This window comes from Amycolatopsis ponsaeliensis, assembly GCF_030182635.1.
In the GTDB taxonomy this organism is placed as follows: Bacteria; Actinomycetota; Actinomycetes; order Mycobacteriales; family Pseudonocardiaceae; genus Amycolatopsis; species Amycolatopsis ponsaeliensis.
This window is the reverse complement of sequence record NZ_JAPZLD010000024.1, coordinates 26,834-51,565: the sequence shown is the minus strand read 5'-3', so window position 1 is coordinate 51,565 and position 24,732 is coordinate 26,834. Positions and strand designations below refer to the sequence as shown.

The 24,732-nt window shown below is 72.2% G+C and carries 23 protein-coding genes; 7 read left to right on the top strand and 16 right to left on the bottom strand.

The window, feature by feature from the left end:
• Positions 1-43 precede the first annotated feature (43 nt).
• The 3 genes from polA (at position 44) to QQ657_RS31495 (ending at position 5,249) form a co-directional block, all read left to right on the top strand.
• Positions 44-2,785: a DNA polymerase I gene (gene polA / locus QQ657_RS31505; protein WP_284745907.1), complete on the top strand. Its 2,742-nt coding sequence runs from the start codon at positions 44-46 to the stop codon at positions 2,783-2,785.
• A 99-nt stretch (positions 2,786-2,884) separates the two neighbouring features.
• Positions 2,885-3,418 (top strand): EF-hand domain-containing protein, encoded by a 534-nt coding sequence (locus tag QQ657_RS31500; RefSeq protein WP_284745906.1) that lies wholly within the window; start codon positions 2,885-2,887, stop codon positions 3,416-3,418.
• A 220-nt stretch (positions 3,419-3,638) separates the two neighbouring features.
• Entirely contained in the window at positions 3,639-5,249 is a 1,611-nt protein-coding gene (locus tag QQ657_RS31495) for a S1 family peptidase (RefSeq protein ID WP_284745905.1), read from the top strand.
• Between the two features lie 146 nt (positions 5,250-5,395).
• On the opposite strand, the gene QQ657_RS31490 is transcribed toward QQ657_RS31495, so the two are convergent.
• From QQ657_RS31490 to QQ657_RS31465, 6 genes are all read right to left on the bottom strand, one after another.
• Positions 5,396-5,968 (bottom strand): TetR/AcrR family transcriptional regulator, encoded by a 573-nt coding sequence (locus tag QQ657_RS31490; protein ID WP_284745904.1) that lies wholly within the window; start codon positions 5,966-5,968, stop codon positions 5,396-5,398.
• Complete coding sequence (locus tag QQ657_RS31485; RefSeq protein WP_284745903.1) at positions 5,965-7,860, bottom strand: YhgE/Pip family protein; 1,896 nt, start codon at positions 7,858-7,860, stop codon at positions 5,965-5,967. Before QQ657_RS31485 ends, QQ657_RS31490 begins: the two co-directional genes overlap by 4 nt.
• Complete coding sequence (locus QQ657_RS31480) at positions 7,857-8,546, bottom strand: ATP-binding cassette domain-containing protein (protein ID WP_284745902.1); 690 nt, start codon at positions 8,544-8,546, stop codon at positions 7,857-7,859. The genes QQ657_RS31485 and QQ657_RS31480 overlap by 4 nt, the downstream gene beginning before the upstream one ends.
• A gap of 175 nt (positions 8,547-8,721) precedes the next feature.
• Positions 8,722-9,642, bottom strand: a complete 921-nt coding sequence (locus QQ657_RS31475; RefSeq protein WP_284745901.1) for a GNAT family N-acetyltransferase — start codon at positions 9,640-9,642, stop codon at positions 8,722-8,724.
• A gap of 24 nt (positions 9,643-9,666) precedes the next feature.
• Complete coding sequence (locus QQ657_RS31470; protein ID WP_284745900.1) at positions 9,667-10,578, bottom strand: GNAT family N-acetyltransferase; 912 nt, start codon at positions 10,576-10,578, stop codon at positions 9,667-9,669.
• Positions 10,575-11,426 carry a class I SAM-dependent methyltransferase gene (locus QQ657_RS31465; protein ID WP_284745899.1) on the bottom strand — a complete coding sequence of 284 codons (852 nt, stop codon included), beginning with the start codon at positions 11,424-11,426 and terminating at the stop codon, positions 10,575-10,577. Before QQ657_RS31465 ends, QQ657_RS31470 begins: the two co-directional genes overlap by 4 nt.
• Before the next feature lie 303 nt (positions 11,427-11,729).
• Between QQ657_RS31465 and rpsA the strand changes: the two genes are divergently transcribed.
• Positions 11,730-13,229: a 30S ribosomal protein S1 gene (gene rpsA, locus QQ657_RS31460; protein ID WP_284745898.1), complete on the top strand. Its 1,500-nt coding sequence runs from the start codon at positions 11,730-11,732 to the stop codon at positions 13,227-13,229.
• 162 nt (positions 13,230-13,391) lie between these two features.
• Here the strand turns inward: rpsA and QQ657_RS31455 are convergent, their stop codons facing one another.
• On the bottom strand, positions 13,392-14,006 hold the full coding sequence (locus tag QQ657_RS31455) for a TetR/AcrR family transcriptional regulator (protein ID WP_284746015.1): 615 nt from the start codon (positions 14,004-14,006) through the stop codon (positions 13,392-13,394).
• A gap of 181 nt (positions 14,007-14,187) precedes the next feature.
• Between QQ657_RS31455 and QQ657_RS31450 the strand changes: the two genes are divergently transcribed.
• Both QQ657_RS31450 and QQ657_RS31445 read left to right on the top strand, forming a co-directional pair.
• Complete coding sequence (locus QQ657_RS31450; RefSeq protein WP_284745897.1) at positions 14,188-14,808, top strand: HD domain-containing protein; 621 nt, start codon at positions 14,188-14,190, stop codon at positions 14,806-14,808.
• A gap of 5 nt (positions 14,809-14,813) precedes the next feature.
• The gene (locus QQ657_RS31445; RefSeq protein ID WP_284745896.1) at positions 14,814-15,260 is read left to right on the top strand and encodes an OsmC family protein; all 447 of its coding nucleotides are present in this window, start codon (positions 14,814-14,816) and stop codon (positions 15,258-15,260) included.
• Positions 15,261-15,390: 130 nt separating this feature from the next.
• On the opposite strand, the gene QQ657_RS31440 is transcribed toward QQ657_RS31445, so the two are convergent.
• Together QQ657_RS31440 and QQ657_RS31435 are read right to left on the bottom strand one after the other, a co-directional pair.
• Positions 15,391-15,645 carry a hypothetical protein gene (locus QQ657_RS31440; protein WP_284745895.1) on the bottom strand — a complete coding sequence of 85 codons (255 nt, stop codon included), beginning with the start codon at positions 15,643-15,645 and terminating at the stop codon, positions 15,391-15,393.
• 149 nt (positions 15,646-15,794) lie between these two features.
• Positions 15,795-16,028, bottom strand: coding sequence for a hypothetical protein (locus QQ657_RS31435; protein WP_284745894.1), 234 nt, complete (start codon positions 16,026-16,028; stop codon positions 15,795-15,797).
• 142 nt (positions 16,029-16,170) lie between these two features.
• On the opposite strand from QQ657_RS31435, the gene coaE reads away from it, so the two are divergent.
• Positions 16,171-17,355 (top strand): dephospho-CoA kinase, encoded by a 1,185-nt coding sequence (gene coaE / locus QQ657_RS31430; RefSeq protein WP_284745893.1) that lies wholly within the window; start codon positions 16,171-16,173, stop codon positions 17,353-17,355.
• Here the strand turns inward: coaE and QQ657_RS31425 are convergent.
• The 7 genes from QQ657_RS31425 to QQ657_RS31395 form a co-directional block, all read right to left on the bottom strand.
• A complete protein-coding gene (locus QQ657_RS31425; protein ID WP_284745892.1) occupies positions 17,352-17,975 on the bottom strand; it encodes a response regulator in 624 nt (207 codons plus the stop codon). The two genes, coaE and QQ657_RS31425, sit on opposite strands and share 4 nt — an antisense overlap.
• Positions 17,972-19,243: a sensor histidine kinase gene (locus QQ657_RS31420; protein WP_284745891.1), complete on the bottom strand. Its 1,272-nt coding sequence runs from the start codon at positions 19,241-19,243 to the stop codon at positions 17,972-17,974. The genes QQ657_RS31425 and QQ657_RS31420 overlap by 4 nt, the downstream gene beginning before the upstream one ends.
• The gene (locus QQ657_RS31415) at positions 19,240-20,748 is read right to left on the bottom strand and encodes an ArnT family glycosyltransferase (protein ID WP_284745890.1); all 1,509 of its coding nucleotides are present in this window, start codon (positions 20,746-20,748) and stop codon (positions 19,240-19,242) included. Before QQ657_RS31415 ends, QQ657_RS31420 begins: the two co-directional genes overlap by 4 nt.
• 94 nt (positions 20,749-20,842) lie before the next feature.
• A complete protein-coding gene (locus tag QQ657_RS31410; RefSeq protein ID WP_284745889.1) occupies positions 20,843-22,348 on the bottom strand; it encodes a glycosyltransferase family 39 protein in 1,506 nt (501 codons plus the stop codon).
• On the bottom strand, positions 22,339-23,082 hold the full coding sequence (locus QQ657_RS31405; RefSeq protein ID WP_284745888.1) for an ABC transporter permease: 744 nt from the start codon (positions 23,080-23,082) through the stop codon (positions 22,339-22,341). Before QQ657_RS31405 ends, QQ657_RS31410 begins: the two co-directional genes overlap by 10 nt.
• 10 nt (positions 23,083-23,092) lie before the next feature.
• Positions 23,093-23,998 (bottom strand): ABC transporter ATP-binding protein, encoded by a 906-nt coding sequence (locus QQ657_RS31400; protein WP_284745887.1) that lies wholly within the window; start codon positions 23,996-23,998, stop codon positions 23,093-23,095.
• 117 nt (positions 23,999-24,115) lie between these two features.
• Complete coding sequence (locus QQ657_RS31395; RefSeq protein ID WP_284745886.1) at positions 24,116-24,634, bottom strand: ribonuclease FAU-1 family protein; 519 nt, start codon at positions 24,632-24,634, stop codon at positions 24,116-24,118.
• Positions 24,635-24,732: the final 98 nt, after the last annotated feature.

The following is a 24,732-nucleotide window of genomic DNA, read 5'->3' as shown; positions in this document are numbered from 1 at the left end:
GCGACACGTAAGAGTGTCGGACCCTCAGCCTAGACTCGGCTCCGTGAGCCCGAGTGAGAAGACGACCGTTGCCAACGCCACAGGAACGACCACTGTCGCCGAGCGGCCGAAGCTGCTGCTGATCGACGGCCATTCGATGGCCTACCGCGCCTTTTTCGCGCTGCCCGCGGAGAACTTCAAGACCAAGACCGGGCAGGTCACGAACGCGGTCTTCGGGTTCACCTCGATGCTCATCAACCTCCTGCGCGACGAGACGCCGACCCACCTCGCGGTGGCGTTCGACCTCTCGCGCAAGACCTTCCGCTCGGAGACGTTCGCCGAGTACAAGGCGAACCGCAGCGCGACGCCGGACGAGTTCCGCGGCCAGGTCGACCTGGTCCGCGAGGTGCTCGACGTGCTCGGCATCCCGTCGCTGACGAAGGAGAACTTCGAGGCCGACGACATCATCGCCACGCTCACGACACAGGCGACGGCCGAAGACTTCGAGGTCCTCATCTGTACCGGCGACCGCGACGCGCTGCAGCTGGTCACCGACCAGGTCACCGTGCTGTACCCGAAGCGCGGCGTCTCGGAGATGACCCGGTTCACGCCGGACGCCGTCGAAGAGAAGTACGGGCTCACCCCGCGGCAGTACCCGGACTTCGCCGCGCTGCGCGGCGACCCCTCGGACAACCTGCCGAACATCCCCGGCGTCGGCGAGAAGACCGCGGCCAAGTGGATCAAGCAGTTCGGCTCGCTCGACGACCTGATCGACCGGGTGGACGAAGTAAAAGGCAAAGCCGGGGAGGCCCTCCGGGCGCACCTCAGCTCGGTCCAGCTGAACCGGCAGCTCACCGAGCTGGTCCGCGACGTCGAGCTGGAGATCGGCCCGTCGGGGCTGGAGCTGCGCCCGTGGGACCGCGAGGCGGTGCACGCGCTGTTCGACGAGCTGGAGTTCCGCGTCCTGCGCGACAGGCTGTTCGCGACGCTGCAGAGCGCCGAGCCGGAGGCCGACGAAGGCTTCGAGGTCTCGGGTGACGCGCTGGCCCCCGGCGCGCTGCCGGCGTGGCTCGCGGCGCACGCGGGCGAGGGCGAGCCGGTGGCGCTGGCCTTCCGCACCGTGGGTGCGTCGGTCCGGTCCGACCTGCGCGCGGTCGCCTTCGCGTCGGCCGACGGCGAAGGCGCGTACGTCGACGTGACGGCGATGGACCAGGCCGACGACGCCGCGCTCGCCGCGTGGCTCGCCGACCCGAAGATCCGCAAGACCGGTCACGACCTCAAGGTCCCGCTGCACGCGATCCGCTCCCGCGGCTGGGTGCTGGCCGGGCTGGCCATGGACACCGCGCTGGCCGCGTACCTCGTGCGGCCCGGGCAGCGCACGTTCGAGCTCGACGACCTCGCGCTGCGGTACCTGCACCGCGAGCTGCGCTCGGAGACCGACGGCGGCGACGGCCAGCTGTCCCTGCTCGACGGCGGCGCGGAAGGCCTGGAGCAGAAGGAGATCCAGGAGGAGCTGGTCAAGGCCCGCGCGATCTTCGAGCTGGCCGGCGCGCTCGACAAGGAGCTCGAGCAGATCGGCGGCGCGCGGCTGCTCGCCGAACTGGAGCTGCCCCTGCTGGAGGTCATCACCGAGCTGGAGATCGCCGGGGTCGCCGTCGACCTGGAGCAGCTGACCACGCTCGAGGCGCACTACCTCTCGCGCGTCACGCAGGCGGCGGACGAGGCGTACGCGGTGATCGGCAAGCAGATCAACCTCGGCTCGCCGAAGCAGCTGCAGGTCGTGCTGTTCGACGAGCTGGGCATGCCGAAGACCAAGCGCACCAAGACCGGCTACACGACCGACGCCGAGGCGCTGCAGGGCCTGTTCGAGAAGACCGAGCACCCGTTCCTGCAGCACATGCTGGAGCACCGGGACGCGACGAAGCTGCGCACGACCGTCGAGGGCCTGATCAAGTCCGTCGCCGACGACGGGCGCATCCACACGACGCTGCTGCAGACCATCGCGGCCACCGGGCGGCTGTCCTCGACCGAGCCGAACCTGCAGAACATCCCGGTCCGCACCGAGGAAGGCCGCCGCATCCGCGACGCGTTCGTGGTCGGCGAGGGCTTCACCGAGCTGATGACCGCGGACTACAGCCAGATCGAGATGCGGATCATGGCGCACCTCTCGAAGGACGAGGGCCTCATCGAGGCGTTCAACTCCGGGGAGGACCTGCACACGTTCGTCGCGTCGCGGGCGTTCTCGATGCCGCCGGAGGAGATCACTCCGGAGCTGCGCTACCGCGTCAAGGCGATGTCGTACGGCCTCGCGTACGGGCTGTCGGCGTACGGGCTCTCGCAGCAGCTGCGGATCTCGACCGACGACGCGAAGTCCCAGATGGAGGCGTACTTCGACCGCTTCGGCGGGGTGCGCGACTACCTCCACTCGGTCGTCGGCGTCGCGGCGAAGAACGGGTACACCGAGACGGTCTTCGGCCGCCGCCGCTACCTGCCGGACCTCAACAGCGACAACCGCCAGCGCCGCGAGATGGCCGAGCGGATGGCGCTGAACGCCCCGATCCAGGGCAGCGCGGCCGACATCATCAAGGTCGCGATGCTCAACGTCCACAGCTCGCTGGTCGAGGCGAAGCTGAAGAGCCGGATCCTGCTGCAGGTGCACGACGAACTGGTGCTCGAGGTCGCCGAAGGCGAGCGCGAGAAGCTGGAGACGCTCGTGCGCCACGGCATGGGGTCGGCCTATGAGCTGGCGGTGCCCCTGGAGGTCTCGGTCGGCTACGGCCGGTCCTGGAACGAAGCCGCGCACTGAGGGTTCACTCTGCGTCGCGATCCGGATCACCGGGTCGTGGCGCGGGTGTACTCGGGCGGACGTCGTGGGGTGCCGCTCATCGGGACCACGCTGTCGTCCATGGCCAGTGACTTCCAGCGACGCAAGATCTCCGGCGTGTTCGGCGCGATGGACGCCGACGACGACGGCTACCTCACCGAGTCCGACTTCCGGGCGCTCACGGCGAGGTGGCTCGACCTCCGCGGTACCGACACCGGCACGCCCGAGGGGGAGAAGCTCGCGGCGATCATGATGGGCTGGTGGGCGACGCTGCGCGACGCGTCCGACCGCGACCGTGACGGCAAGGTCACCCTCGACGAGGTCCTCGGCGTCGTCGACGAGCTGCCGAAGATGCCGGGCGCCGTCACGGGAACCGCCGACGCGATGTTCGAAGCCGTCGACGAAAACGGGGACGGCGCCATCTCCGCCGCCGAGTACCGGCGCCTGATCGAGGCGTGGAACGGTGTCGACACGCCGACGGACGAAGTCTTCGCCCACCTCGACCTCGACGGTGACGGCCGGCTGTCCCGCGAGGAGTTCACCGGGCACTGGTTCGAGTTCTGGGCGGGTGACGACCCGGCGGCCCCGGGCAGCTGGGTGTTCGGCCGCGTCTGACTTCCCGCGCGCGGCGGTGCAGTGTTCGGTGATCTTTCGGGCAGACCGCCGGACGGCACCACGGTCCCGCTGAGCGGTCTCCGAACGGGTCGAGACACGCACTCGGGTACGAAAACCCTTGGCATTGCGACGAATGGCAGCATCCGTTCGGGTGAGCCATTACCGCTGGGTAGGGAGGTCGGCGCCCGAGCCGCGGCGATCACGGCGTAGGGTCCGCCGAATGGGGTTCGAGCGTGAGCGACGACGCTGGCGGGTCCGGCTGCACGACGAACTCGGCCGGGTGTGCGGTGCGGGCACGGTGCTCGACGAGTACCACGTTCTCACGAGCGCGCACGTCGTCGAGACCGCCGGAGGGCCACGCTCCGCGCTGAGCGTCGACTTCGTCGGCCTGGCCGAGGCGATGCCCGGCACGGCCACCGTCGTCGAAGGCTGCTGGGTGCCCTCCGACGGGGGCGGCCGCGGCGACCTCGCCGTGCTGCGGCTCGAACGTCCCGAATCCCGCGTCTTCCGCGCGCCCCTGCACCGCATGCCGCTCGGCGAACACCAGCTCGTGCGCGCCTTCGGCTTCCCGCCGGGTTCGGTCGGCCGCTGGACCCACGCCCGGCTCGGCGGCCCCGAGCAGCCCGGCAGCGCCGGCGGCGAGTGGATCCGCCTGTTCCGCACCGCCGAAGCCGAACCGCTCGGCCCCGGCTTCGGGGGTACGGCGGTGCTCGACGAGGCGACCGGCCACCTCGTCGGCGTGGTCGTCGGCAAGGACACCGGCACCTGGATGATCCCGGTCGAGACGATGCTCGGGCACCTGCCGCAGCTGAGCATCTGGACCTCGGGCAGCCCGGCCGTCGACGCCAGCTTTTCGCGGCCCGTCGGCGAAGCGGTCGACGTCTCCTTCGTGCAGAGCGTCGCCGACTGGTTCGCCAAGGCCGAGCCCGGCACCGTCTGGGTCGTCGACACCGGCGAGGCCGGCTCGCCGGTGGCCGCGGCGCTGCGGTTCGGGATCGTCCTCGCCGACCGCGAACGCTCCCTGGGTGTGCCCGGCCTGCCGCCCGCGCTCGGCGAGATGCCGCCGGCGGGGAGCGTCGACCTCGCTGTCGACGCCACCGGCCGCACGGCCGACGCCATCCGCCACCGCATCGAAGACCGGCTCACCACCGGGGTCGCGGGGCGCACGCTCGTCGTCGACGCGATCGACGACTCCGCCGAACCCGACCGGCTCGTCGGCGAGGTGCTGGCTCCGCTCGCCGGCCGCGCGGCCGAGCTCGGCATCCGCCTGCTGCTCGGGTTCCGGGAGGAGTCTTCGCCCGGGGTCGCGGCGGTGCGGGCGAGCACCCTCGGCGCCCGCCCGGCGCCCGAGGACCTCGCGGGCCGCCTCGACGTGCTGACCCAGTCCGTCGAGGAGCTCGCCGAGATCGAGGCGTACCAGCTGCGCGTCGCGACCCGGTTCACCGGCGTCGCGATGCTGCCGGCCCGCGCCCAGCGGTTGCGCGGCGCGCTGAAGCAGCTGCGCTCGGCCGAGGTCGACGGCGACGCGGCGTGGGTCGAGAAGCACATTGGCGGCCACGAGCACGCGGTCGCCCCGGCGGTCGAGGACGGCCGCCGCCAGCGCGCGGTGCTCGACGGCCTGGTCGCCCGCCGCGAGGAACTGCGGGCGCGCTTGACGGCCGACAACGAGCTGGCGCGCGAGCAAGGCTTGGCGGGCGACCCGGAGCTGGAGCAGGCGTACGTCCCGGCGAAGAGGCTGCTGATCGACGGCCCCTGCGAGCTGACGGCGGCGGCCACGGCGGTCGACACGTACGCGGCCGCGGTCCGCGCCCGCATCGAAGACCGCGCCTGAACCCGACGTCTTGAATGACTCATTCAGGACCTCCGAAGACCTGAATGAGTCATTCAAGACACCGTGGAACCGGAACTGTCGGTGTCAGCCGGTAGCGTGGAAAACGGGGGCGCCCCCGCGGGCCGCGAGTGCACCGTGGCGCCCCGCTACCGGCGGCCGAGCCCCCGGATCAGCACCATCACCGCTTCCCGCACCTCGGCCCGCGTCCGCTGCGGTCCGAACACCTGCCAGTCCAGCGCCACCACCAGCATCGTGCCGAACAGGCCGGCCGCCGCCGTCGGGATCTGGACCCCCTCCGGCAGCCGGCCGGCGTCGTCCAAGCGGGACAACTGCTGCTTCACGATGGAGATGATCTCCTCGCGCAGCAACGAAAGCGTGCCGTGCCACTGGCCCGGTGTCCGCCACAGCTCGCTCACCAGGATCTGCGAAAACCCCGGATAGCTCGCGATGAACTCCAGCGTCGTGTCGACCTGCGCCTCGATCACTTCGAGGGGGTCCGCGTCGGTCACGGCGGCGCGCAGCCGGCCGGCCAGCGTGTCCACCCCGTACCGCAGGAGCCCGTCGACCAGGCCGTCCTTCGAGCCGAAGTTGTAGTAGACCGTGCCCTTCGCGACGCCGGCTTCGGCCGCGATGTCGTCGACCGTCAGCCCGACCAGGCCCCGGCTCTTCGAGAGCCGCAGGGTGGCCTCGAAGAGCTTCTGCTTCGTCCCGCCGCTCACAGGCTCAGCTCGGGCTTGAGTGCCGACACCGTCCAAACGCGACGTTTGCGCGCGGCCAGCGTGGACACCAGGATCCCGCCTGCCAGGTAGGCCAGCAGCACGCCGATGTCTCCCAGGATCTGCACGGTGGCGCCACTGTAGAACAGGTGGCGGAAGCCGTCGATCGCGTACCCCATCGGCAGCACCACGTGCAGCGGGTACAGCGCGTCCGGGATGGTCTGCCACGGGAACGTCCCGCCCGCGCTGACCAGTTGCAGCACCAGCAGCACCAGCCCGAGGAACTTCCCGACCGCGCCGAAGAACGCGTTGAGCGCGTGCACCACCGAAGTGAACGTCAGCGACACGAGCACGGCGAACCCGATCGCCCCCAGCGGGTGCGCGATGTGGATGCCGACCAGCCACGTCACCGCGCCGAACAGCACGATCACCTGCGCCATGCCGAGCAGCGCCGAGGACAGCCAGCCGCCGACCGCGACCCGGAACGGCGCCGCGCCCGCGGTCAGCGCCCGCGTCGAGAGCGGCCGCAGGATCAGGAACAGCACGAACGCGCCGATCCAGGTGGCCAGCGAGATGAAGAACGGCGCGAGACCGGCGCCGTACGTCCCCGCCGACGCCTCGCCGTTGGCGTTCACCGCCACCGGGTCGGCGATGGTGTTGGCCGTGGCCGAGCGGGTCGGGTCGTTCGGGTTCGGGATCTCCTTGAGCCCGGCCGAAAGCCCGTCACGCAGCTTCACCGCGCCGTCCGCCAGCTGGTTCGTGCCGGTGACGGCGGTCTTCTCGCCGTCGTTGAGCTGGGACGCGCCGTCCTTCAGCTGGTTCGCGCCGTCGGACGCCTGCGCGATGCCGCTCGTCAGCTGCGGCGACGCGGCGGCGAGCTTGGCCGCGCCGTCGGAGACCTGCCGGGCGCCGTCGGCCAGCTTCGCGAGGTCGCCGTTGGCCTGCTGGATCGTGGTGTTGGCCTGGTCGACAGGGGCGCGGAGCTGGTCCGCGCGCGCGACGATCGCCGTGATCTGGTCCTCCGGCACCCCGGCGTTGCGGAGATCGGTCTGCAGCTGGGTGCGGTAGGAGTCGAGCTTGCCCTGGATGCCGGACGACGCCGTCGCCGCGAGTGACGCCGCGTCGGCGACCTTCTGGTCCCCGGCCGCCACCTGTGAAGCGCCGTCGGCCAGCGTCTGCGTCTGCGACGGCAGTTCCGCGGTGCTGCTCTTGAGCGTGCCCAGGCCGGTCGCCAGCGTCGACGAGCCGTCCGCGAGCTTGGCGGCGCCGTCGGCCAGCTGCTGCTGCCCGGACTTCAGCTGGGTGGCGCCGTCCGCGAGCTGGGACGCGCCGGTGGAGGCCTCCTGGATCTTGGCGTAGATCGTCGAGAACCCGACCAGGAACCGGTCCGCGGCCTCGCTGCCGACCTTCTCCGCGATCGTCTTGCGCACCTGCTCGGCCACCTGCTTGGCGATGGTGCCGGACAGGTAGTTGTTGGCGTCGTTGGTGGTCAGCGTGATCGTCGCCTGCTGCGGCTGGAAGGTGCCGACTCCCAGCAGGGCGGCGGAGAACCCGCTGGGGATGCCGATCGCGAAGGAGTACCTGTCGTCGCGGACGCCGTCGCGGGCCTCCTGCTCGGACACCTCGTGCCACTGGAAGGTGCCGGACTTGACCAGCTCGTCGGTCACCTCGCGGCCGACGTTGCGCTGCTGACCCCCGGAGTCCTTCGAGCCGGTGTCGCTGGTGAAGACGGCGGCGGGCAGCTTGTCGAGCCTGCCGTACGGGTCGTAGTTCGCGTAGAGGTAGAAGGACGCGTAGAGCAGCGGCACCAGCACGAGCGCGACCAGCGCGAGCTTCGGCATCGTGCCGGTGGACAGCCGCCGCAGTTCGTTGCGGGCGATCCGGAAGGCGTTCATTCGGAAACTCCGTCAGTGCTCTCGGGGAGCTCTTCGGTGGGGGCGGGTTCGGGGGAGTGGTGCTGCGGCTCGGGCTGCTCGGCCGCGCCGAGGAGCGCGGGCGTGAAGGGCAGCGCGGACAGCGGCGTCGTCGCGGCCAGTACCACGACGGCCAGGCCGCGCTCGGCCTGCTCGCGCGCCAGCCCGGCCCAGCTGCCGACGTCGCTGGTGTGCCGGTCGGGGGTATCGAGGACGAGCAGCCGCACGCCCTCGCGCTCGGCGGCCAGCTCCGTCAGCAGCCGCGTGCGCAGGGCCGGGGCGAGGTTCTCGAACCGCGTGCCCGCGAACGGCGCGGCGTCGTGCCCGGCGAGCCAGCGGGCGACGTCCTCCTTGCCCGCGGGGCGATGGGCGAGCGCGAGCTCCTCGCCGACGACCACACGCAGGGGCAGGGCCTCGTCGGGCTCGCTGACGCCGGGGGCGTCGACGATCGCGACGAGCTCGGGCAGCCCGGCGTCGGTTCCTTCGGCGTGCACCGTGCCGGTGGTCGGCTTCAGCCGGCCGGCCAGCGCCAGGCCGAACGCGGTGACGCCGACGCCGGGTTCGCCGTGCACGATCGCCAGGTCGCCCTCGCCGACGGTCAGCGAGGTGGGCGGTAACAAGGTGCCGTGGTGTCCTTCGAGGGACACCCGATCGGCTCGGACCTGCACGGTTACTCCAGCGTCGGGAACTTTTTGAACTGACCGGTCAGTGCAAAAGCTAGTCCTCGCGGAGGGGCGCGGCAAGATCACCGGACGCACGTCACACCCGTGGGTGACGCGCCGACTTTCGCATCCCGGGAGCCGCGGCGCCGCCCGGTGGACCCGAACGGGGGAGACGTCCCGCTCAGCGGAGCGCGGCCGCCGGGCGGATCTCCCAGCTGGTCCACAGTGGACGGTAGCCCTGCCGGTGCCAGAACACCGAGGCCAGCGGGTTGGTCGGGTTGTAGTAGAGGTAGGTGCGGGTGGCGCCGCCGCGGTGCAGCTCCCGGTGCACGTGGGCCATCAGCGCCCGGCCGAAGCCGCCGCCGCGCTCGCCAGGCGCCGTCACCACGTTGTTCACGTACCCCCAGCGTCCCGGCGGCAGCAGTTCGGCCGCCGCGCTCCCCGGCGTCGCGTCGAGCCACGCGCAGTGCGCGAGGGCGCGGGCCTCGCCGTCTTCCTCGGCCAGCCACACCGCCGGTTCGTCCTCGGCCAGCGCGTCCCGCAGCGCGGGGGCGAGCAGCTCGGCCGTGTTCTCCCGGCGGGCCGCGGCCACGAGGCCGGTGTAGTCGAACGTCGCGGTGGCCAGCTCCAGCGCCGCGGCGAAGTCGGCGGGCCCGGCGCGGCGGACGGCGACGGCCGGGTCCGGCTCGGCCGGGGGAGCCGTGCGCACGCCGACCGCGGAGAGCGGGACGAGACCGTGGTCGAGGAAGGCGCGGATCGCCTCGGCGTCCCGGCTGGGCCAGAGGACGACGCACGACGAGTCGTCGCCGATCTCCTCCGCCTCCAGCGTGCCCTTGAGTGCGCGAAGCAGGAGATCCACGCCCTCGGTGCCGGTGGCGCCGAAGTAGGGAAAGAGCTGCCAGACGTCGGCGGCGGCCCACAGCCTCGTGACGTCGCCGGGCGCCGCGCGGTGCCGCTGCAGCACGCCGGCGACCCGGGTGCCGTCCGCGGTCGCGGCGTCCAGCCGCCGTCCCTCGGCCGGGGGCGCGGCGGGCGGCAGCAGCGCGTCGACCGCCGCGAAGCGCGCGCGGTGGGCGGCGAGCAGCGGCTCGGCGATGTCCATCGGATCCCCCTGGTGGTGCGTCGGTCAGGACCAGGCGGGGCGCCGGATCCACATCGTCCACAGTGGACGATAACCCTGCCGGTGCCAGAACACCGGCGAGAGCGGGTTCGCCGGGTGGTAGAAGAGGAACGTACCGCGCACCTCCTGCCGGAGCAGCTCGCGATGGGCCACCGCCATCAGCGCGCGGCCCACGCCGCCGCCCCGCGCGCCGGGCGCGACCGACAGCGTGTCGACGTACCCCCAGCGGCCCGGCCGCAGCCGGCCGTGGATGCCGTCGCCCGGCGCGGGCGAGGCCACCGCGCACGCGGCCAGGCCCACCGGGACGCCGTCGTCCTCGGCGAGCCAGACCCGGCCGCTGAAGCGCAGCGCGCGGACGACCTCCGCGCGCAGGAGCTTCCGCGCGCCGGGGCGCGGCACCGCCGTGCCGACCAGCGACGTGTACCGCCATTCCGCCACGCGCAGGTCGGTGAGGGCCTCGACGTCGCCCTCGCCGGCGAGGCGGACGGTCACCCGCGACGGCCCCTCGCCGGTGGGCGGCTCGGGCGGCCGCACCGCCAGGCACGTCATCGGCGCGAAGCCGTGGGCCAGCAGGACCGCCGACGCCTCGGCGTCGCGGCTCGGCCAGGCCAGCGAGCAGCCCGAGTCCGGATCGGGCCGCGTCCCGCGCATCCGCTCGCGCCAGGCCCCCAGCAGCGCGGTCAGGCCCGCGGCGCCGCTGTCGCCCGGCACCGCGGTCAGGTCCCAGATCTCCAGCGGGCCCCACAGCGCGGGCCACGCACCCGGCGCGTGCACGACGTGCGTCAGCAGGCCACCCGCCCGCCGCCCGCCGGTGGCCACCACCAGCGGCTCGCTCGCCGACGGCGGGGCGGCGATCGGCGGCAGCAGCGGGTCGAGCGCGGCGAACCGGGCGTTCTGCTCCTTTTCCAGGGGGTTCACGAGCGGCGCGTGCGGAAGATCGCCGTGCCCGGGAAGAGCCGGCCCCGCAGCGGGCTCCACTGGCCCCAGACCCGCGTGTGCCCCTCCGGCCACTCGGGCTCGACCAGGTCGGTGAGGGTGAACCCGGCCGCGGCCAGCGCGCGCACGTAGTCGCCGAGGGTGTGGTGGTACTCGACGTAGGTCGCGGTGCCCTCGTCGTCGACCTCCACGTACGGCGTGCGGTCGAAGTACGGCTGGGTGACGGTGAGGCCCTGCGGGCCGGGGTCGTCCGGGAAGATCCACCGCATCGGGTGGGTCACCGAGAACACCCACGGCGCGCCCGGCCGCAGCACCCGGTGCACCTCGGCGAAGACAGCGTCCACCGAGGCCACGAACGGGATCGCGCCGAAGGCCGAGCAGGCCGCGTCGAAGCTCCCCGACGCGAGCGGCAGGTACTCGGCGTTCGCCTGCACCAGCGGGACGGCGGCGCCGGTGCGCTCGTTGCCTTCGCGGGCGTGGCGCAGCATGCCGGCGGACAGGTCGGTCGCCACGGCGCGGGCACCGTGGGCCGCCAGCCAGCGCGAGCACGCGGCCTGCCCGCAGCCGATCTCCAGCACGCGCTTGCCGCGGACGTCGCCGAGCAGCCGCGCGTCCGCCTCCCGCACGCCTTCCGGGCACCAGACGAAGTCGGCGTCGCCGAGGAACCCGCCGTGTTCGGCCTGGTAGTCGTCGGCGTCGGCGTCCCACCACGCGAGGTTCGCGGCGGCGGCTTCGGGGCCCCCGACCTCGCGATAGGCGACGGCCGCGGTGCCCAGCCGGTGCTCGGCCGCGTCGTGGCGCCCCGGCGCGGGCGGCTCCTCCGGTGGCATGATGGTGGTCTCCGGTCCCTGCGTCCTGGTGCCTGCGGTTTGCTTCCGCGAGGACCTTAGCGATCGAGGGGGACCCTGATTGTGCCGCCTAGCGGCCGCCGCGTAGGATAAGTGTTAGCGCAGTGGGTTCGCGCTGCCTTCCGCTCAGCTTCTGGTCGGGCTCGGGGTCGCGCACCGTTATGCGGGTCATGCCGCGGTCGTTCACTGGTGGACGTTTGCTCGCAGGGTCGTCGCATGCACCTGTACACCCATTGCGCCGACAACTGCCAACCCTCGATCCCATCCACCGGAGCAACCCGCCTAATGACCATCGACACCGCCACCGCCCCGACCGCCCCGAACGCGGCCCCGCAGGTCGCCATCAACGACATCGGGTCGGAGGAAGATTTCCTCGCGGCTATCGACAAGACGATCAAGTACTTCAACGATGGTGACATCGTCGAAGGCACCATCGTCAAGGTCGACCGCGACGAGGTCCTGCTCGACATCGGCTACAAGACCGAGGGCGTCATCCCCTCGCGTGAGCTGTCCATCAAGCACGATGTCGACCCGGCTGAGGTTGTCACCGTCGGCGATGAGGTCGAAGCCCTCGTTCTCCAGAAGGAGGACAAGGAAGGCCGTCTGATCCTGTCCAAGAAGCGCGCGCAGTACGAGCGCGCCTGGGGCACGATCGAGGAGCTCAAGGAGAAGGACGAGCCCGTCAAGGGCACCGTCATCGAGGTCGTCAAGGGCGGCCTCATCCTGGACATCGGCCTGCGCGGCTTCCTCCCCGCGTCGCTGGTCGAGATGCGCCGCGTCCGCGACCTGCAGCCGTACGTCGGCCGCGAGCTCGAGGCGAAGATCATCGAGCTGGACAAGAACCGCAACAACGTGGTCCTGTCCCGCCGCGCTTACCTCGAGCAGACCCAGTCCGAGGTGCGCAGCGAGTTCCTCAACGCGCTCGCCAAGGGCCAGGTCCGCAAGGGCGTCGTGTCGTCCATCGTCAACTTCGGTGCCTTCGTGGACCTGGGTGGCGTCGACGGCCTGGTGCACGTTTCCGAGCTGTCCTGGAAGCACATCGACCACCCGTCCGAGGTCGTCGAGGTCGGCCAGGAGGTCACGGTCGAGGTTCTGGACGTCGACATGGACCGCGAGCGCGTCTCGCTGTCGCTGAAGGCGACCCAGGAAGACCCGTGGCGTCAGTTCGCCCGCACCCACGCGATCGGCCAGATCGTGCCGGGCAAGGTCACCAAGCTGGTTCCGTTCGGTGCGTTCGTGCGCGTCGAAGAGGGCATCGAGGGTCTGGTCCACATCTCGGAGCTGGCCGAGCGCCACGTCGAGATCCCGGAGCAGGTCGTCCAGGTCAACGGCGACGTCATGGTCAAGGTCATCGACATCGACCTCGAGCGCCGTCGCATCTCGCTGTCGCTGAAGCAGGCGAACGAGGGTGTCACGCCGGACACCGAGTTCGACCCGGCCCAGTACGGCATGGCCGCCGAGTACGACACCGAGGGGAACTACATCTACCCCGAGGGCTTCGACCCGGACACCCAGGAGTGGCAGGACGGCTTCGACAAGCAGCGTGAGGAGTGGGAGCGCCAGTACGCCGAGGCGCACACTCGTTACGAGGCCCACATGAAGCAGGTCGTGAAGGCCGTCGAGGCCGACGCGGAAGCCGCGGCGGACGCGGCGACCGGCATCGAGAGTGGCGCGGAAAGCTACACCTCGGGTTCGGCCCCGGCCGACACGAAGAGCAGCGGCGGCACCCTCGCCTCCGACGAGCAGCTCGCGGCTCTCCGCGAGAAGCTCTCCGGCGGTGCGTGAGCACTAGCGCTCTGAGCTGACAGCGAACCCCCGGTCCCGAGTGGACCGGGGGTTCGCTGCGTTCCCGGCCCGAGTCCGGTTCGACTGGGCTTCGCGGGCGCCGGCCCGAGCGACCCGATGCCGCATCGGGTGCGTGGCCAAGCGGCCGAACTTCCAGCCGCCTCAGCGGTTGCGCAGGTCCAAGCCGGTCATCATCGCGGTGACTCCCCGGCGGTACATCCGCTCGTTCGCCTCCTCGGTCGGCGGGATGAACCAGTCCGGCAGCGGTGTCCGCGAAGCCAGCATCAGCTCCGCCCCGACCAGGCCGTGCATCGCCGTCCACAGCTGGTACGCCGCCTCGCGGGCGTCCGCTTCCGGTGGGCACACCCGCTGGACCCGGGCGATGAACAGGGCGAACGTCGTCCGCACGACCGCCGACCGCAGCGCCGGGTCGGGGTCGAACCGCGGTACCGGGCGCTCGAACATCAGCGCGTAGCGGACCGGGCTCTCCCGGGCGAACAGCCGGTACTCGAGCGCCAGGTGCAGCAGGTCCGCGACCCCGTCCGGGCCCGACGGCGGCAGCCCCTCCAGCAGCTCCCGCAGCGAGTCGAACGTGCGCTCGTACAGCGCGTCGAGCAGGCCCGCGCGGCCGCCGAAGCGGGCGTACACCGAGATCGTCGACGCGCCGGCCGCCTCGGCCACGCCGCGCACCGTCAGTCCCGTGACGCCGCGGTCGAACAGCACCGCCAGCGCCGCGTCCAGGAAGCGCTCGCGGTTGCCCTGCTCGGCGGGGCGCATCGACAGGTGCCTGGTGGCCACGGCGCACCCCCTTCGCGCACAACGACGTCCGGGTGACCCACCCGCAGCAGAAGATACGATATCCGGAGCGTCTTGGGAATGCGCCCGATGTCCGGATGTGCGGGATTCCCGTCCGCTGGACGCATGTCCGAGCATCGCGCGGGCGGGCATCGTCGGCGTCATGAGCATCGAAATCCCCGATTCCGCACTCGCCCGCGAAGCCGCCGAGTACGTCCGCGACACCGCGGGCCCGCTCCTGTACGACCACTCCGCCCGCGTCTACCTGTTCGGCGCGCTCCAGGGCCGGCGCCGCGGCCTCGGCTTCGACGCCGAGCTGCTCTACGTCGCGGCGCTGTTCCACGACCTCGGGCTCGTCGCCGGCCACCGCACCGACCGCCGCTTCGAGCTCGACGGCGCGGACGAGGCCCGACGCTTCCTGCTCGGCCACGGCGTCGACGCCGAGCGCGCCCGGGTCGCCTGGACGGCTATCGCGCTGCACACCACTCCGGGCATCCCCGAGCACATGGAACCCGAGGTCGCGCTGGTGACGGCCGGTGTCGAGTACGACGTCCTCGGCATCGGTTACCACGACCTCCCCGCCGAGGAACGGGCCGCGATCGTGGCGGCGCACCCGCGCCCGGACTTCAAGCGGCGCATCCTCGCGGCCTTCACCGACGGCCTCCGTGACCGGCCCGACACGGCCTTCGGGAACGTCAAAGCCGATGTCCTGGCCCGGTTCGTGCCAGGCTTCGGGCGCACGGACTTCGTCACCACGATCTTGAACTCACCCTGGGAGGACTGACCCGGATGCAGCACCCCGAGCCCGGCACGGTCGTCGTCACCGCGAGCGGCGACGGCACCTACACGCAGCAGGTCACGACGGCGACCCACGAGCTGCTCGTCGACGAACCGGCCGAGGTCGGGGGCGCCGACGCCGGCCCGAACCCGTACGAGCTGCTGCTCGCGTCGCTCGGTTCGTGCACGGCGATCACGCTGCGGATGTACGCGAACCGCAAGGGCATCCCGCTGACCCGGGCGACGATCCGGCTCCGCCACGACCGCATCCACGCGGAGGACTGCGCCAAGTGCGAGACCGAGCGCGGAATGCTGAGCCGGATCACACGCGAGATCGAGCTGGAGGGCGACCTGGACGACGATCAGCGCGCGAAGCTCATGCTGATCGCCGACAAGTGCCCGGTGCACCGGACGCTGTCCTCGGAGATCGCGATCGAGACGCGCGAGATCGGCCGCTGAGGGAAGGTATCTGCCGGGCGGCGCGGGTTGGCTCGACCGGAACTCGCCGGCTGGGCCTTTGCGAGACCGGCCGCCGGGTGACGCGACCTTGGCTCGGCCAAGGAACAGCCGGCTCGGCCTCGCCGGGCCGTCAGGCGGCCTGGGCGGTCACCGCTCGTGGCCGCACCGTCGCCGTGCCCACCGCCGGGACCCAAATGCGTTCGAGGGCCGCCGCGCGGGCCTTGCGGCGGAGTCCGGCGAAGCTGTGCCTGGCCGGGATCAGCAGGGTGCTGAGCCACGTCCGGCGGTAGTCCCCCAGCGCGTGGGCCACGGTGCGGTGGACCATGCAGTGCACCAGCCCCGGCGTGCCGAGCCGGTGCCTCCCGGCGTGCTTGCTGTCCGCCATCGTTCCTCCGTGTGGGCGACCCTGTCGCGCGCACGGTACGCAGCCGGGCCGGTGAAGGTGAGCAAGCAACACGGCGTGTCCGGATATCGGTTGAGTCACGCGTCACTATCGCCTTGCGGGTCACCCGTTCGTATGCACTCACTACGCCGTCACGCGGGCGGGGTCGTGACCTGGCCCTTCGGGCACGTCATGGGGAACGGGATCCACGCGCTCTTCATCGCGTACAGCGTGCCGGACGGCTGGACCTGGATCCGGTAGACCCCGGACAGGCAGCGAGCGGCCGGCTCGGCCTGCCTCGCCAGCACCACGTGGGGTGCCCCGACAGCGAGCCCGCCCAGCCCCAGTAACACGACCGCCGCCCTGCTGATCTTCGCCATGCTCATGGTCCCTCCCTTGACCAGGCGGGCCGGTGACCCGCTGCCCGTCGTATCGGAAAACGATTACCTGAGTTACGGGCCAGTCGACCGTGTCACACGAATGGGCGCACCACCCGGCCGTCCGCCCGGCCTGACTAGGGTGATCGGCATGTTGCGCGTGGGGCTGACAGGTGGAATCGGGGCCGGCAAGTCGACCGTGGCGAACCGCCTCGCGGAGCACGGTGCCGTCCTGATCGACTCCGACCGGATCGCCCGCGAGGTGGTCGAACCCGGGACCGAGGGGCTCGCCCGGCTCGTCGAGGAGTTCGGCGAGGAGATCCTGGCCGCCGACGGATCGCTCGACCGGCCCGCGCTCGCCGCGAAGGCGTTCGCCGACGACGAGTCGCGGCGCCGGCTGAACGCGATCGTGCACCCGCTGGTCGGTGCCCGCACCGGGGAGCTGATGGCCGCCGCCGCGCCGGACGCCGTCGTCGTCCACGATATCCCGCTGCTGGTCGAAGGCGGCCTCGCGACCGCGTATCACCTGGTCGTGGTCGTCGACGCGCCGGTCGAGGTGCGGGTCCGGCGGCTGGTGACGGCGCGGGGCATGGCCGAGGACGACGCGCGGGCCCGGATCCGGGCGCAGGCGAGCGACGAGCAGCGTCGCGCCGTCGCCGACGCACTCCTGGACAACGGCGGTGCCGAAGACGCGGTGCTCGCCGACGTCGACGCGCTGTGGGCCGACCGGCTCGTGCCGTTCGAGGCGAACGTCCGGCTGCGCCGGCCGCGGCCGCCGGTGTCCCCGAAGATCGCCGAGTACGACCTCACCTGGCCGGCGCAGGCCGAGCGGGTGCTCGCCCGGGTCCGCGCCGCGGCCGGAGAGCTCGCCCGCCGCGCCGACCACATCGGCTCCACCGCCGTTCCCGGCCTGCCCGCCAAGGACGTCCTCGACTTCCAGCTCACGGTGGCCACCTTGGCCGACGCGGACACGCTCAAGGAGCTGCTGTCCGACGCCGGGTTCCCGCGCCTGGAGGGTGACTGGGTCGACGACGCCGTGGACGGCACCGGGACGTGGCCCAAGCGCCTGCACGTCGGCGGCGACCCCAAGCGCCCGGTGAACCTGCACGTCCGGTCCGTCGAGACGCCCGCGTGGCGGCTCGCGCTGCTGTTCCGCGACTACCTGCGCGCGAACCCGGACGAGCGGGACGACTACCGCGACGTCAAGCTGCGGCTGGCCGGCGAGCACGCCGAGGACGGCAACGTCGCGGCCTACGCCGACGAAAAGCAGGAGTTCGTCAACGGTGTGTTCGCCCGCGCGGAGAAGTGGGCCGCGACCACCGGCTGGACGCTCTAGGAGCCCAGCAGCCCGCGTTCGAACGCGACCGCGACGGCCGCCGCGCGGTCCTTCACGCCGAGCTTCGCGTAGACGTGGATCAGGTGCGTCTTGACCGTCGCTTCGCTGATGAAGAGCTTCTTCGCGGCTTCCTTGTTCGTCGAGCCGCGGGCGACCAGGGTGAGCACCTCGAGCTCGCGCTGGGACAGCGTTTCCCGCACCGGCTCGCGCATCCGGCCCATCAGCCGGCTGGCGACCGCGGGGGAGAGCACGGCCTCGCCGCGGGCGGCGGCCTCGACGGCGCGGAAGAGGTCCTCGCGCGGGGCATCCTTGAGCAGGTAGCCCGTCGCGCCGGCCTCGATGGCGGGCAGGACGTCGGAGTCGGTGTCGTAGGTCGTGAGCACCAGGACCCGCGCCGGGTTGCCCAGCCGGGCCAGCTCGGTGATCGCCGCGACGCCGTCGGTGCCCGGCATCCGCAGGTCCATCAGCACGACGTCGGGGCGCAGCCGCTCGGCCATGGCGACGGCCTCGGCACCGTTCGCCGCCTCGCCGACGACCTCGAAGCCGCGGCCGGTGAACATGCCGCGCAGCCCGTCGCGGACGATCGGGTGGTCGTCGGCGATGAGCACGGTGATCGTCATGGTGAGGCCTCCGGCGCGGACGGGACGGCGGGCAGGACGGCCGAGATCGCGGTGCCGCCGCCGGGTTCGGACTCGACGTGGAGCGTACCGGCGAGCCGCTCGACGCGCCGCCGCATGCCGGGCAGCCCGAAGCCGGGCCCGGGCCCGGGGGTGAACCCGGCGCCGTCGTCGCGGACGTCCAGGGTCACTTCGTCGTCCATGTAGGACAGCGTGAGGCCGACCCGGCCCGCCGCGGCATGCTTGTCCACATTGGACAAAGCTTCCTGGGTGACCCGCAGGATGGTCGACTCGATCTCGGGGTGCAGCGGCCGCGGGTCGCCGGTGGCGGTGAACGCGGCGGGCACGCCGGTCCGCCCGCTCCACCGCGTCGCGACGCCGGCGAGCGCGTCGGGCAGGGCCGCGGTGTCCAGGGGTTCGGGGTGCAGCGCGCGCACCGAACGCCGGGCGGCGACGAGGTTCTCCCGCGCCAGCGCGGCCGCGGAGTCCAGGTGCCGCTGCCGTTCCGCGGGCTCGTCCTCGGCCAGCGCGGCGGCTTCGAGCTGGGTGATGATGCCGGTGAAGCCCTGGGCCAGGGTGTCGTGGATCTCCTGGGCCAGCCGCTGCCGCTCGTCGAGGATCCCGGCTTCGCGAGCCTGGCTGAGCAGTTGCCGTTGCAGGCCTTCGTTTTCCGCGTGGGCCGCGGCGAGGTCGTCGAGCATGCGCCGGCGTTCGTCGTTCTGCCGGGCGACGGCCGCCGACAGCAGTCCGCCGCCCCCGATCGCCGTGGTCTGCACGATGATGATCGTGATCCAGATCCCCGGTCTCGCCTGCAACGCGTGGACCGGCCCGCCGTTGCCGAGGGTGTTGATCAGCAGCGAGGTCACCGCGAGCGCGACGAAGGCGAGCCACGTCGGCCGCAGCCGCATCGCGGAGAAGAACGCGAAGATCATGAAGATCACGAACGTGACGTCCCGGGATTCGAGGACGCTGCCCAACCCGATGACGCCGGCGAAGCTCAGCAGGGCGAACGCGGGGTGCTCTCGCACCCGCGGGACCGGGAGGGTGATCGTGGTGAGCAGCCAGAGCGCGGTCGCGGCGACCAGCGCGCCGGTGAGCACCCACCAGCTGCCGTCGTGCCCGCCGAAGGCGAGGGTGATCAGGGTCGCGGTGGCGAGCAACCCACCGCCCAGGTACCGCTCGACCCGGTTCAGCAGGGGCTGCCAGCCGGTGGCGGCCTTCGCCGACTCCAGCGGCCACATCGGGCGGTTCCAGCCGACCCGGAAGCTCACGCTCTCATGTCCTTCACCCGAGGCCAGATCGCCGCCCAGTCCGCGGTCCGGCCGGTGAGCTGCCAGACCGGCATGTGCTCGCTCGCGTTCGCGACGCCCAGGCGGTTCCCGACCTGCCCAGCGATGTGCGCGGACGCGAAGTACTTCGCGAGCTTCGACGGGTCGTAGCCGACGAAGAGCACCGTGTCGGCGTCGTCGGCAGGCCGGCCGAAGTACCAGAAGCCGCGGCTCGGGCTGTGGGCCTCGGGCAGGCCGTGCTCGGGCCCGTACCGGTCGAGCGCACCGGCCTGCCAGTAGCCGCCGGTGACGACGGCCGTGCCCGGCGGCGCGGTCCGGTACAGCGCCGCGACGTCGCCGGCGAGGTCCGGCCAGCCGATCTCTTCGGCCGCGTAGGCGGGCCGGGGCGCGCCCTGGTGGTCGGCCAGCCAATGCGCCGGCCAGAGCGGCAGCGTGAACGGCAGGCTGAACAAGGCCGACAGCACGAACACCGGCCAGGTCGGCACCCACCGCCACCACCGCGCGGGCTCGCGCCCCTCCAGGTGGACGGCGGACGCGGCCCACAGCACGCCGAACATCCCGGCGGCGTAGTAGTAGCGCCCGTTGGCGATCAGGAACACCGCGACGACACCCAGCGCCGTCCAGCCCAGGAACCGGTATGGCCGCAGTTGTTTGCTCCCGAGCAGCACGGCCACGCCGTAGAGGACGCCGAGTGCGCCGATCACCCAGCCGGCGCCGGCCAGCAGGTTCGGGACGAAGCTCTCGCGGCCGCCTGCCGCGTCGACTTCGGCGCCGACCGCGTCGCCCATGCCGAGCTGCGGCCAGCCGTTCGCGCGCTGCCACAGCAAAGTGGGGACCAGTGAGACGGCGGCGATCAGCGCGCCCAGCCAGAGCTTCGGGCGGCGCAGCAACTCCCGCGGCCCGAACACGAGCACCGCGAGCCCGGCCACCACCCAGAACGCGCCGATGAGCAGCTTGTCGTTGAGCGCTACGGCCGTCACCACGCCGAGCCACACCAGGAGCGAGTCGGTCCGGGTGCGGACCCAGCGGACCAGCAGCCACAGCACGAGCGTCCAGAGCAGCGGGTCGATCGTCGACGTCGCGAGGTAGTGGCCGCTGCCGACGAACTGCCCGCAGATCGCGTACGCCGCCGCGGCGCGTGCCTGCGCCTTGCGCCGTCCGCCCAGTTCCCGGGCGATCAGCGCGGTGACGACCACCCCGGCGGCGGTGGCGGCGATCGCCGGCAGCCGGAAGACGACCAGCGAGCCGGGCGCGAGGGTGTCCATCGCCCAGGCCAGGAACGGCACGAGCGGCGGCTGGTCGGCGTAGCCCCACGCCAGGTGCTTCCCGGCGGCGAGGAAGTACAGCTCGTCACCGAAGTAGCCGTAGCGGCCGGCGGTGAGCAGCAGCGCGGTGGCCGTGCCCAGCGCGAGCAGCACGACCGGCAGCCGGGCGAAGGGGGCGAGCTCGGCTTTCACCTGGCCGGGGGCCGTGGCTACGGCGTCCATCGTGCTCCTTGTCCTGGGTCGGCGCCGGTCCTTCCCGCACCCTACGGGGGGCCACCCGACGCCACCTTGCGGATGGTGACGCCGGGCACGTGCCTCACGTGTGGGTGTTCACCAGCTTCGGCCACAGCGCCGCCCACGGCTCGGCCCGGCCGGTCGCCAGCCACAGCGGCACACCGTCGAAGTAGCTCGGCTTCGCGGCACCGGTGTCCACGGTGCCGATCGGCCTTATGTCGGCGAAGTGCCCGAGCAGCGGCCGGGGGTTCGCGCCGACGAACAGCACGTCCGTCGTGCCCTCGGACGGCACGACGAGTGTCGCGTAGCCCCGGTTCCCGCTGGCCGGCTCGGGCAGGCCGGGATCACGGCCGAAGCGGTCGAGCGCACTGGCTTCCCAGTACGTCTCGGTCACCACCGCCGTGTGGTCCCGGCCGGGCAGCCGGGCGAACGCGTCGGCGACCGAGCGGGCGGCTTCCGGCCAGCCGATTTCGGCGAAGGCGAACACCGGCGACGGCAGCGACGGGTGTTCGGTCAGCCACGCCCGCGGCCAGATCGGCAGCGCGACGGGCAGCACCAGCACCACCGCGAGCACGTAGCCGGGCCAGGTCGCGATCCACCGCCACCAGCGCGCCGGCTCCCGGCGTTCGAGCGCGACCGCGGCCACCGCCCAGCAGAGCGGGTACATCCCGGCGACGTAGTAGAACCGGCCGTTCACGGCCAGGAACACGACAGTCAGCGCCAGCGTCGTCCAGCCGAGGAAGCGCAGCTCACGGCTGCGCAGCGTCCGCCAGAGGCCGTAAGCCAGCAGGACCGCACCCACCGGGAGCCCGGCGGTGAGCAGGGCCGTCGGCAGGAACGTCAGCCGGCCGCCCCAGGTCCCGCTGACCTCCTGCGAGATCGCCGCGCCCATGCCCAGCTGTGGCCAGCCGTGCGTGGCCTGCCAGATCAGCGTCGGTACCAGTGCCACCACGGCGATCGCGGCGCCGAGCCACAACGCGGGCCGGCGCAGCAGTTCGCGGGGACCGCAGACGAGGAGCGCGACCCCGGCGGCGAGCCAGAACCCGCCGATGAGGAACTTGGCGTAGAGCGCGACCGCCGTCACGACGCCGGCCCAGGCGAGCAGGCCGTCGGCGCGGGTGCGCAGCCACCGGACGAGCAGCCACAGCAGCAGTGTCCACAGGAACGGGTCCACTGTGGACGTCGCGAGGTAGTGCCCGCCCGCCAGGAAGTTCGTCGAGACGGCGAAAGTCGCGGCGGCCAGCGTCTGCGCCTTGGCACCGCCGCCGAGCTCCCGCGCGATCAGCGCGGTGAGCACGACGCCGCCGAGCATCGCCAGCATCGCGGGGATCCGCAGGACGAACGGCGACGGCCCGATCTCGTCCATGATCCTGGCCAGCAAGGGAAGCAGCGGCGGCTGGTCGACATATCCCCACGCCAGGTGCCGTCCGGCGGCCAGGAAGTAGAGCTCGTCGCCGAAGTAGCCGTACCGGTTCGCCGTCAGCAGCAACGGGATCGCCATCAGCGTCGCGACGATCGCCACCCCGGCGACGGCGACCGGCGCGACCGGCCGGACCCGGGCCGGCGCGGGTGCGGTCGTCACTCCCATCGGAACACCCGCACCGCGATCGTGGTGCAGACGACGGCGAAGGCCACCATCGCGCCGAGCTGCAGCAGTTCCGGGGCGTCGCCGGCCCAGGTGGCACGCAGCGCGTTGAGCGTCGCCCCGAGCGGCAGGACGTCGGCGACGTGCTGCAGGAAGACCGGCAGCTGCTCCTTCGGCACCCAGACCCCGCCGAGCGCCAGCATCGGGAAGAACAGGGCACTGCCGATGCCGCTGGCCGCGCGACCGGTCGGCGCCAGGGCCGCCACCAGGAGGCCGACCGAGAACAGTGCCAGCGCGCCGAGGACGATCGAGAGCAGGAAGCCACCCGGGTTGCCCGGGAGCGGGATGCCGAGCACGAGCCCGCCGACGCCCACGATGAGCAGGACCACGACGACGGCCGCGGCCAGGTTCACCAGCAGCTGCGCGGTGAGCAGCCGGCTCGGCGGCACCGGACTCGCGGAAAGCCGTTTCAGCAGGCCCTTTTCGCGGTAGGTGGCCATCGCGTTCGGGAACAGCGTCAGTGCCAGCATGGCCAGCAGGATCGTGACGGCCATCGGCGCGATCACGGTGGCCAGGGCGCTGTGGCCGCCGTACTTCGGGTCCGGCTGGTTCGCGCCGGGCATGAGCCCGAACACCAGCAGCAGCGCGAGCGGGATGCCGACGACGACGGCCGGGGCGCCCGGGTCGCGCAGGAACACCTTGGCCTCGGCGGTGGTCAGCTTGGTCAGGACGGACATGGTTCCCCCTTCACTCCGGCCGGTGGCCGGTGAGCGCGACGAAGGCGTCGTCGAGGCCGGCCTGCTCGACGCGCAGGTCTCCGGCGATCACGTCGAGCCGCGCGAGCAGCGACGTCACCGCGTGCAGCACGTTCCCGCCGCCGCTGACCACGAGACGGTCGCCGTGCCGCTCGGCCTTCCGGACCTCTTGCAGCGCCTCGAAGACGCCGGGGTCGAGCGGGGCCGACGGCCGGAACCGCACGACCTGCTCGTCGGACACCCGCGCGACCAGCCCGGCCGGTGAGTCGATCGCGACGACGCGGCCGGCGTCGATCACCGCGATCCGGTCGCAGAGGCGTTCGGCTTCGGCCATGAAGTGCGTGACCAGCAGGATCGTCACGCCCTGGGCGCGCACGGCCTCGATCAGGTCCCAGGTGTCGCGGCGGGCCTGCGGGTCGAGGCGGGTGGTCAGCTCGTCGAGCACCGCCAGCTCCGGGCTCCCGACCAGCGCGAGCGCGATCGACAGCCGCTGCTGCTGGCCGCCGGAGAGCTTCTTGTACGCGGTGTCGCGGTGCTCGGCCAGTCCGAGCGTCGCGAGCAACTGCTCCGGATCGGCGGGAGTTCGGTAGAAGGCGGCGTAGAGGTCGATCAGCTCGCCGACCCGCAGCTTGTCCTGCAGCCGGCCCTCCTGGAGCTGGACGCCGACCCGCTGGCGCAGCTCGGCCCGGTCCCGGCGCGGGTCGAGGCCCAGCACCTCGAGCCGGCCGCCGTCGGGCGTCCGCAGGCCCTCCAGGCACTCGACGGTGGTGGTCTTGCCCGCGCCGTTCGGGCCGAGGATCCCGAAGATCTCGCCGCGCTCGACGGTGAAGGACACGTCGTCGACCGCGACCTTGTCCCCGTACCGCTTGTGGAGGTGCTCGACCTCGATGACCGGCATGGCGCCGTCCCCCTTCTCGATTCGCTTCCGCTGGATCGAGAGTCCCGCGCGGGCCAGGGTCGGCGCGTCATCAGAACGGTCCGCGCCGCATCCCCCGTTCGGAGGATGCGGCGGCGCTCAGGGGTGCCGGCGCCAGGTCAGCGCGATGTCCTTCGTGGAGAGCCAGGCGGCGAGGTCGTAGCCCTGGGCGGCCAGCCCTTCCACCGCGGCGTAGGTGGTCTCGAGCGCGAACTGCGCATCTTCCGCGCTGACGAGACCGGCGGCGTGGGCTTCGAGGAGCTCGTCGGTGTCGATCACCCGCAGCGACAGCTTGTCTTTGAGCACCAGGTCGACGTAGAGGTCGGTGGCGACCCAGCGCGGGCCGTCGCGGCGGACGCGGACGACGTCGAGGTAGAAGTCCTGGTCGCGTTCGTGGCCGGGGGAGAACCAGAAGTCGGTGAACCGCAGGCCGAGCCCGGGCACCAGCCACGACTCGAGGTAGTGGAACTGGGCGCGGCCGGGGGTGGGGCGCGCGAGGTACAGGCCGAACGGCTCTTCGCGGTATTCCTCGACCTCCCGGCGGATGCCCTTCGGGTCGATGTTCGCGCGCTCGGCGGGGTCGAAGATCTCGACCTTCGGCGGGTGCAGATCAGCCATGCGGTCATCCTGCCGGGCAGGTCACGAATCGCGTACGCGCGACGCGCGCGCCACACGTTCGGGCTAAAGTGCGCCGACGATCAGGGGGAGCCGAGGGG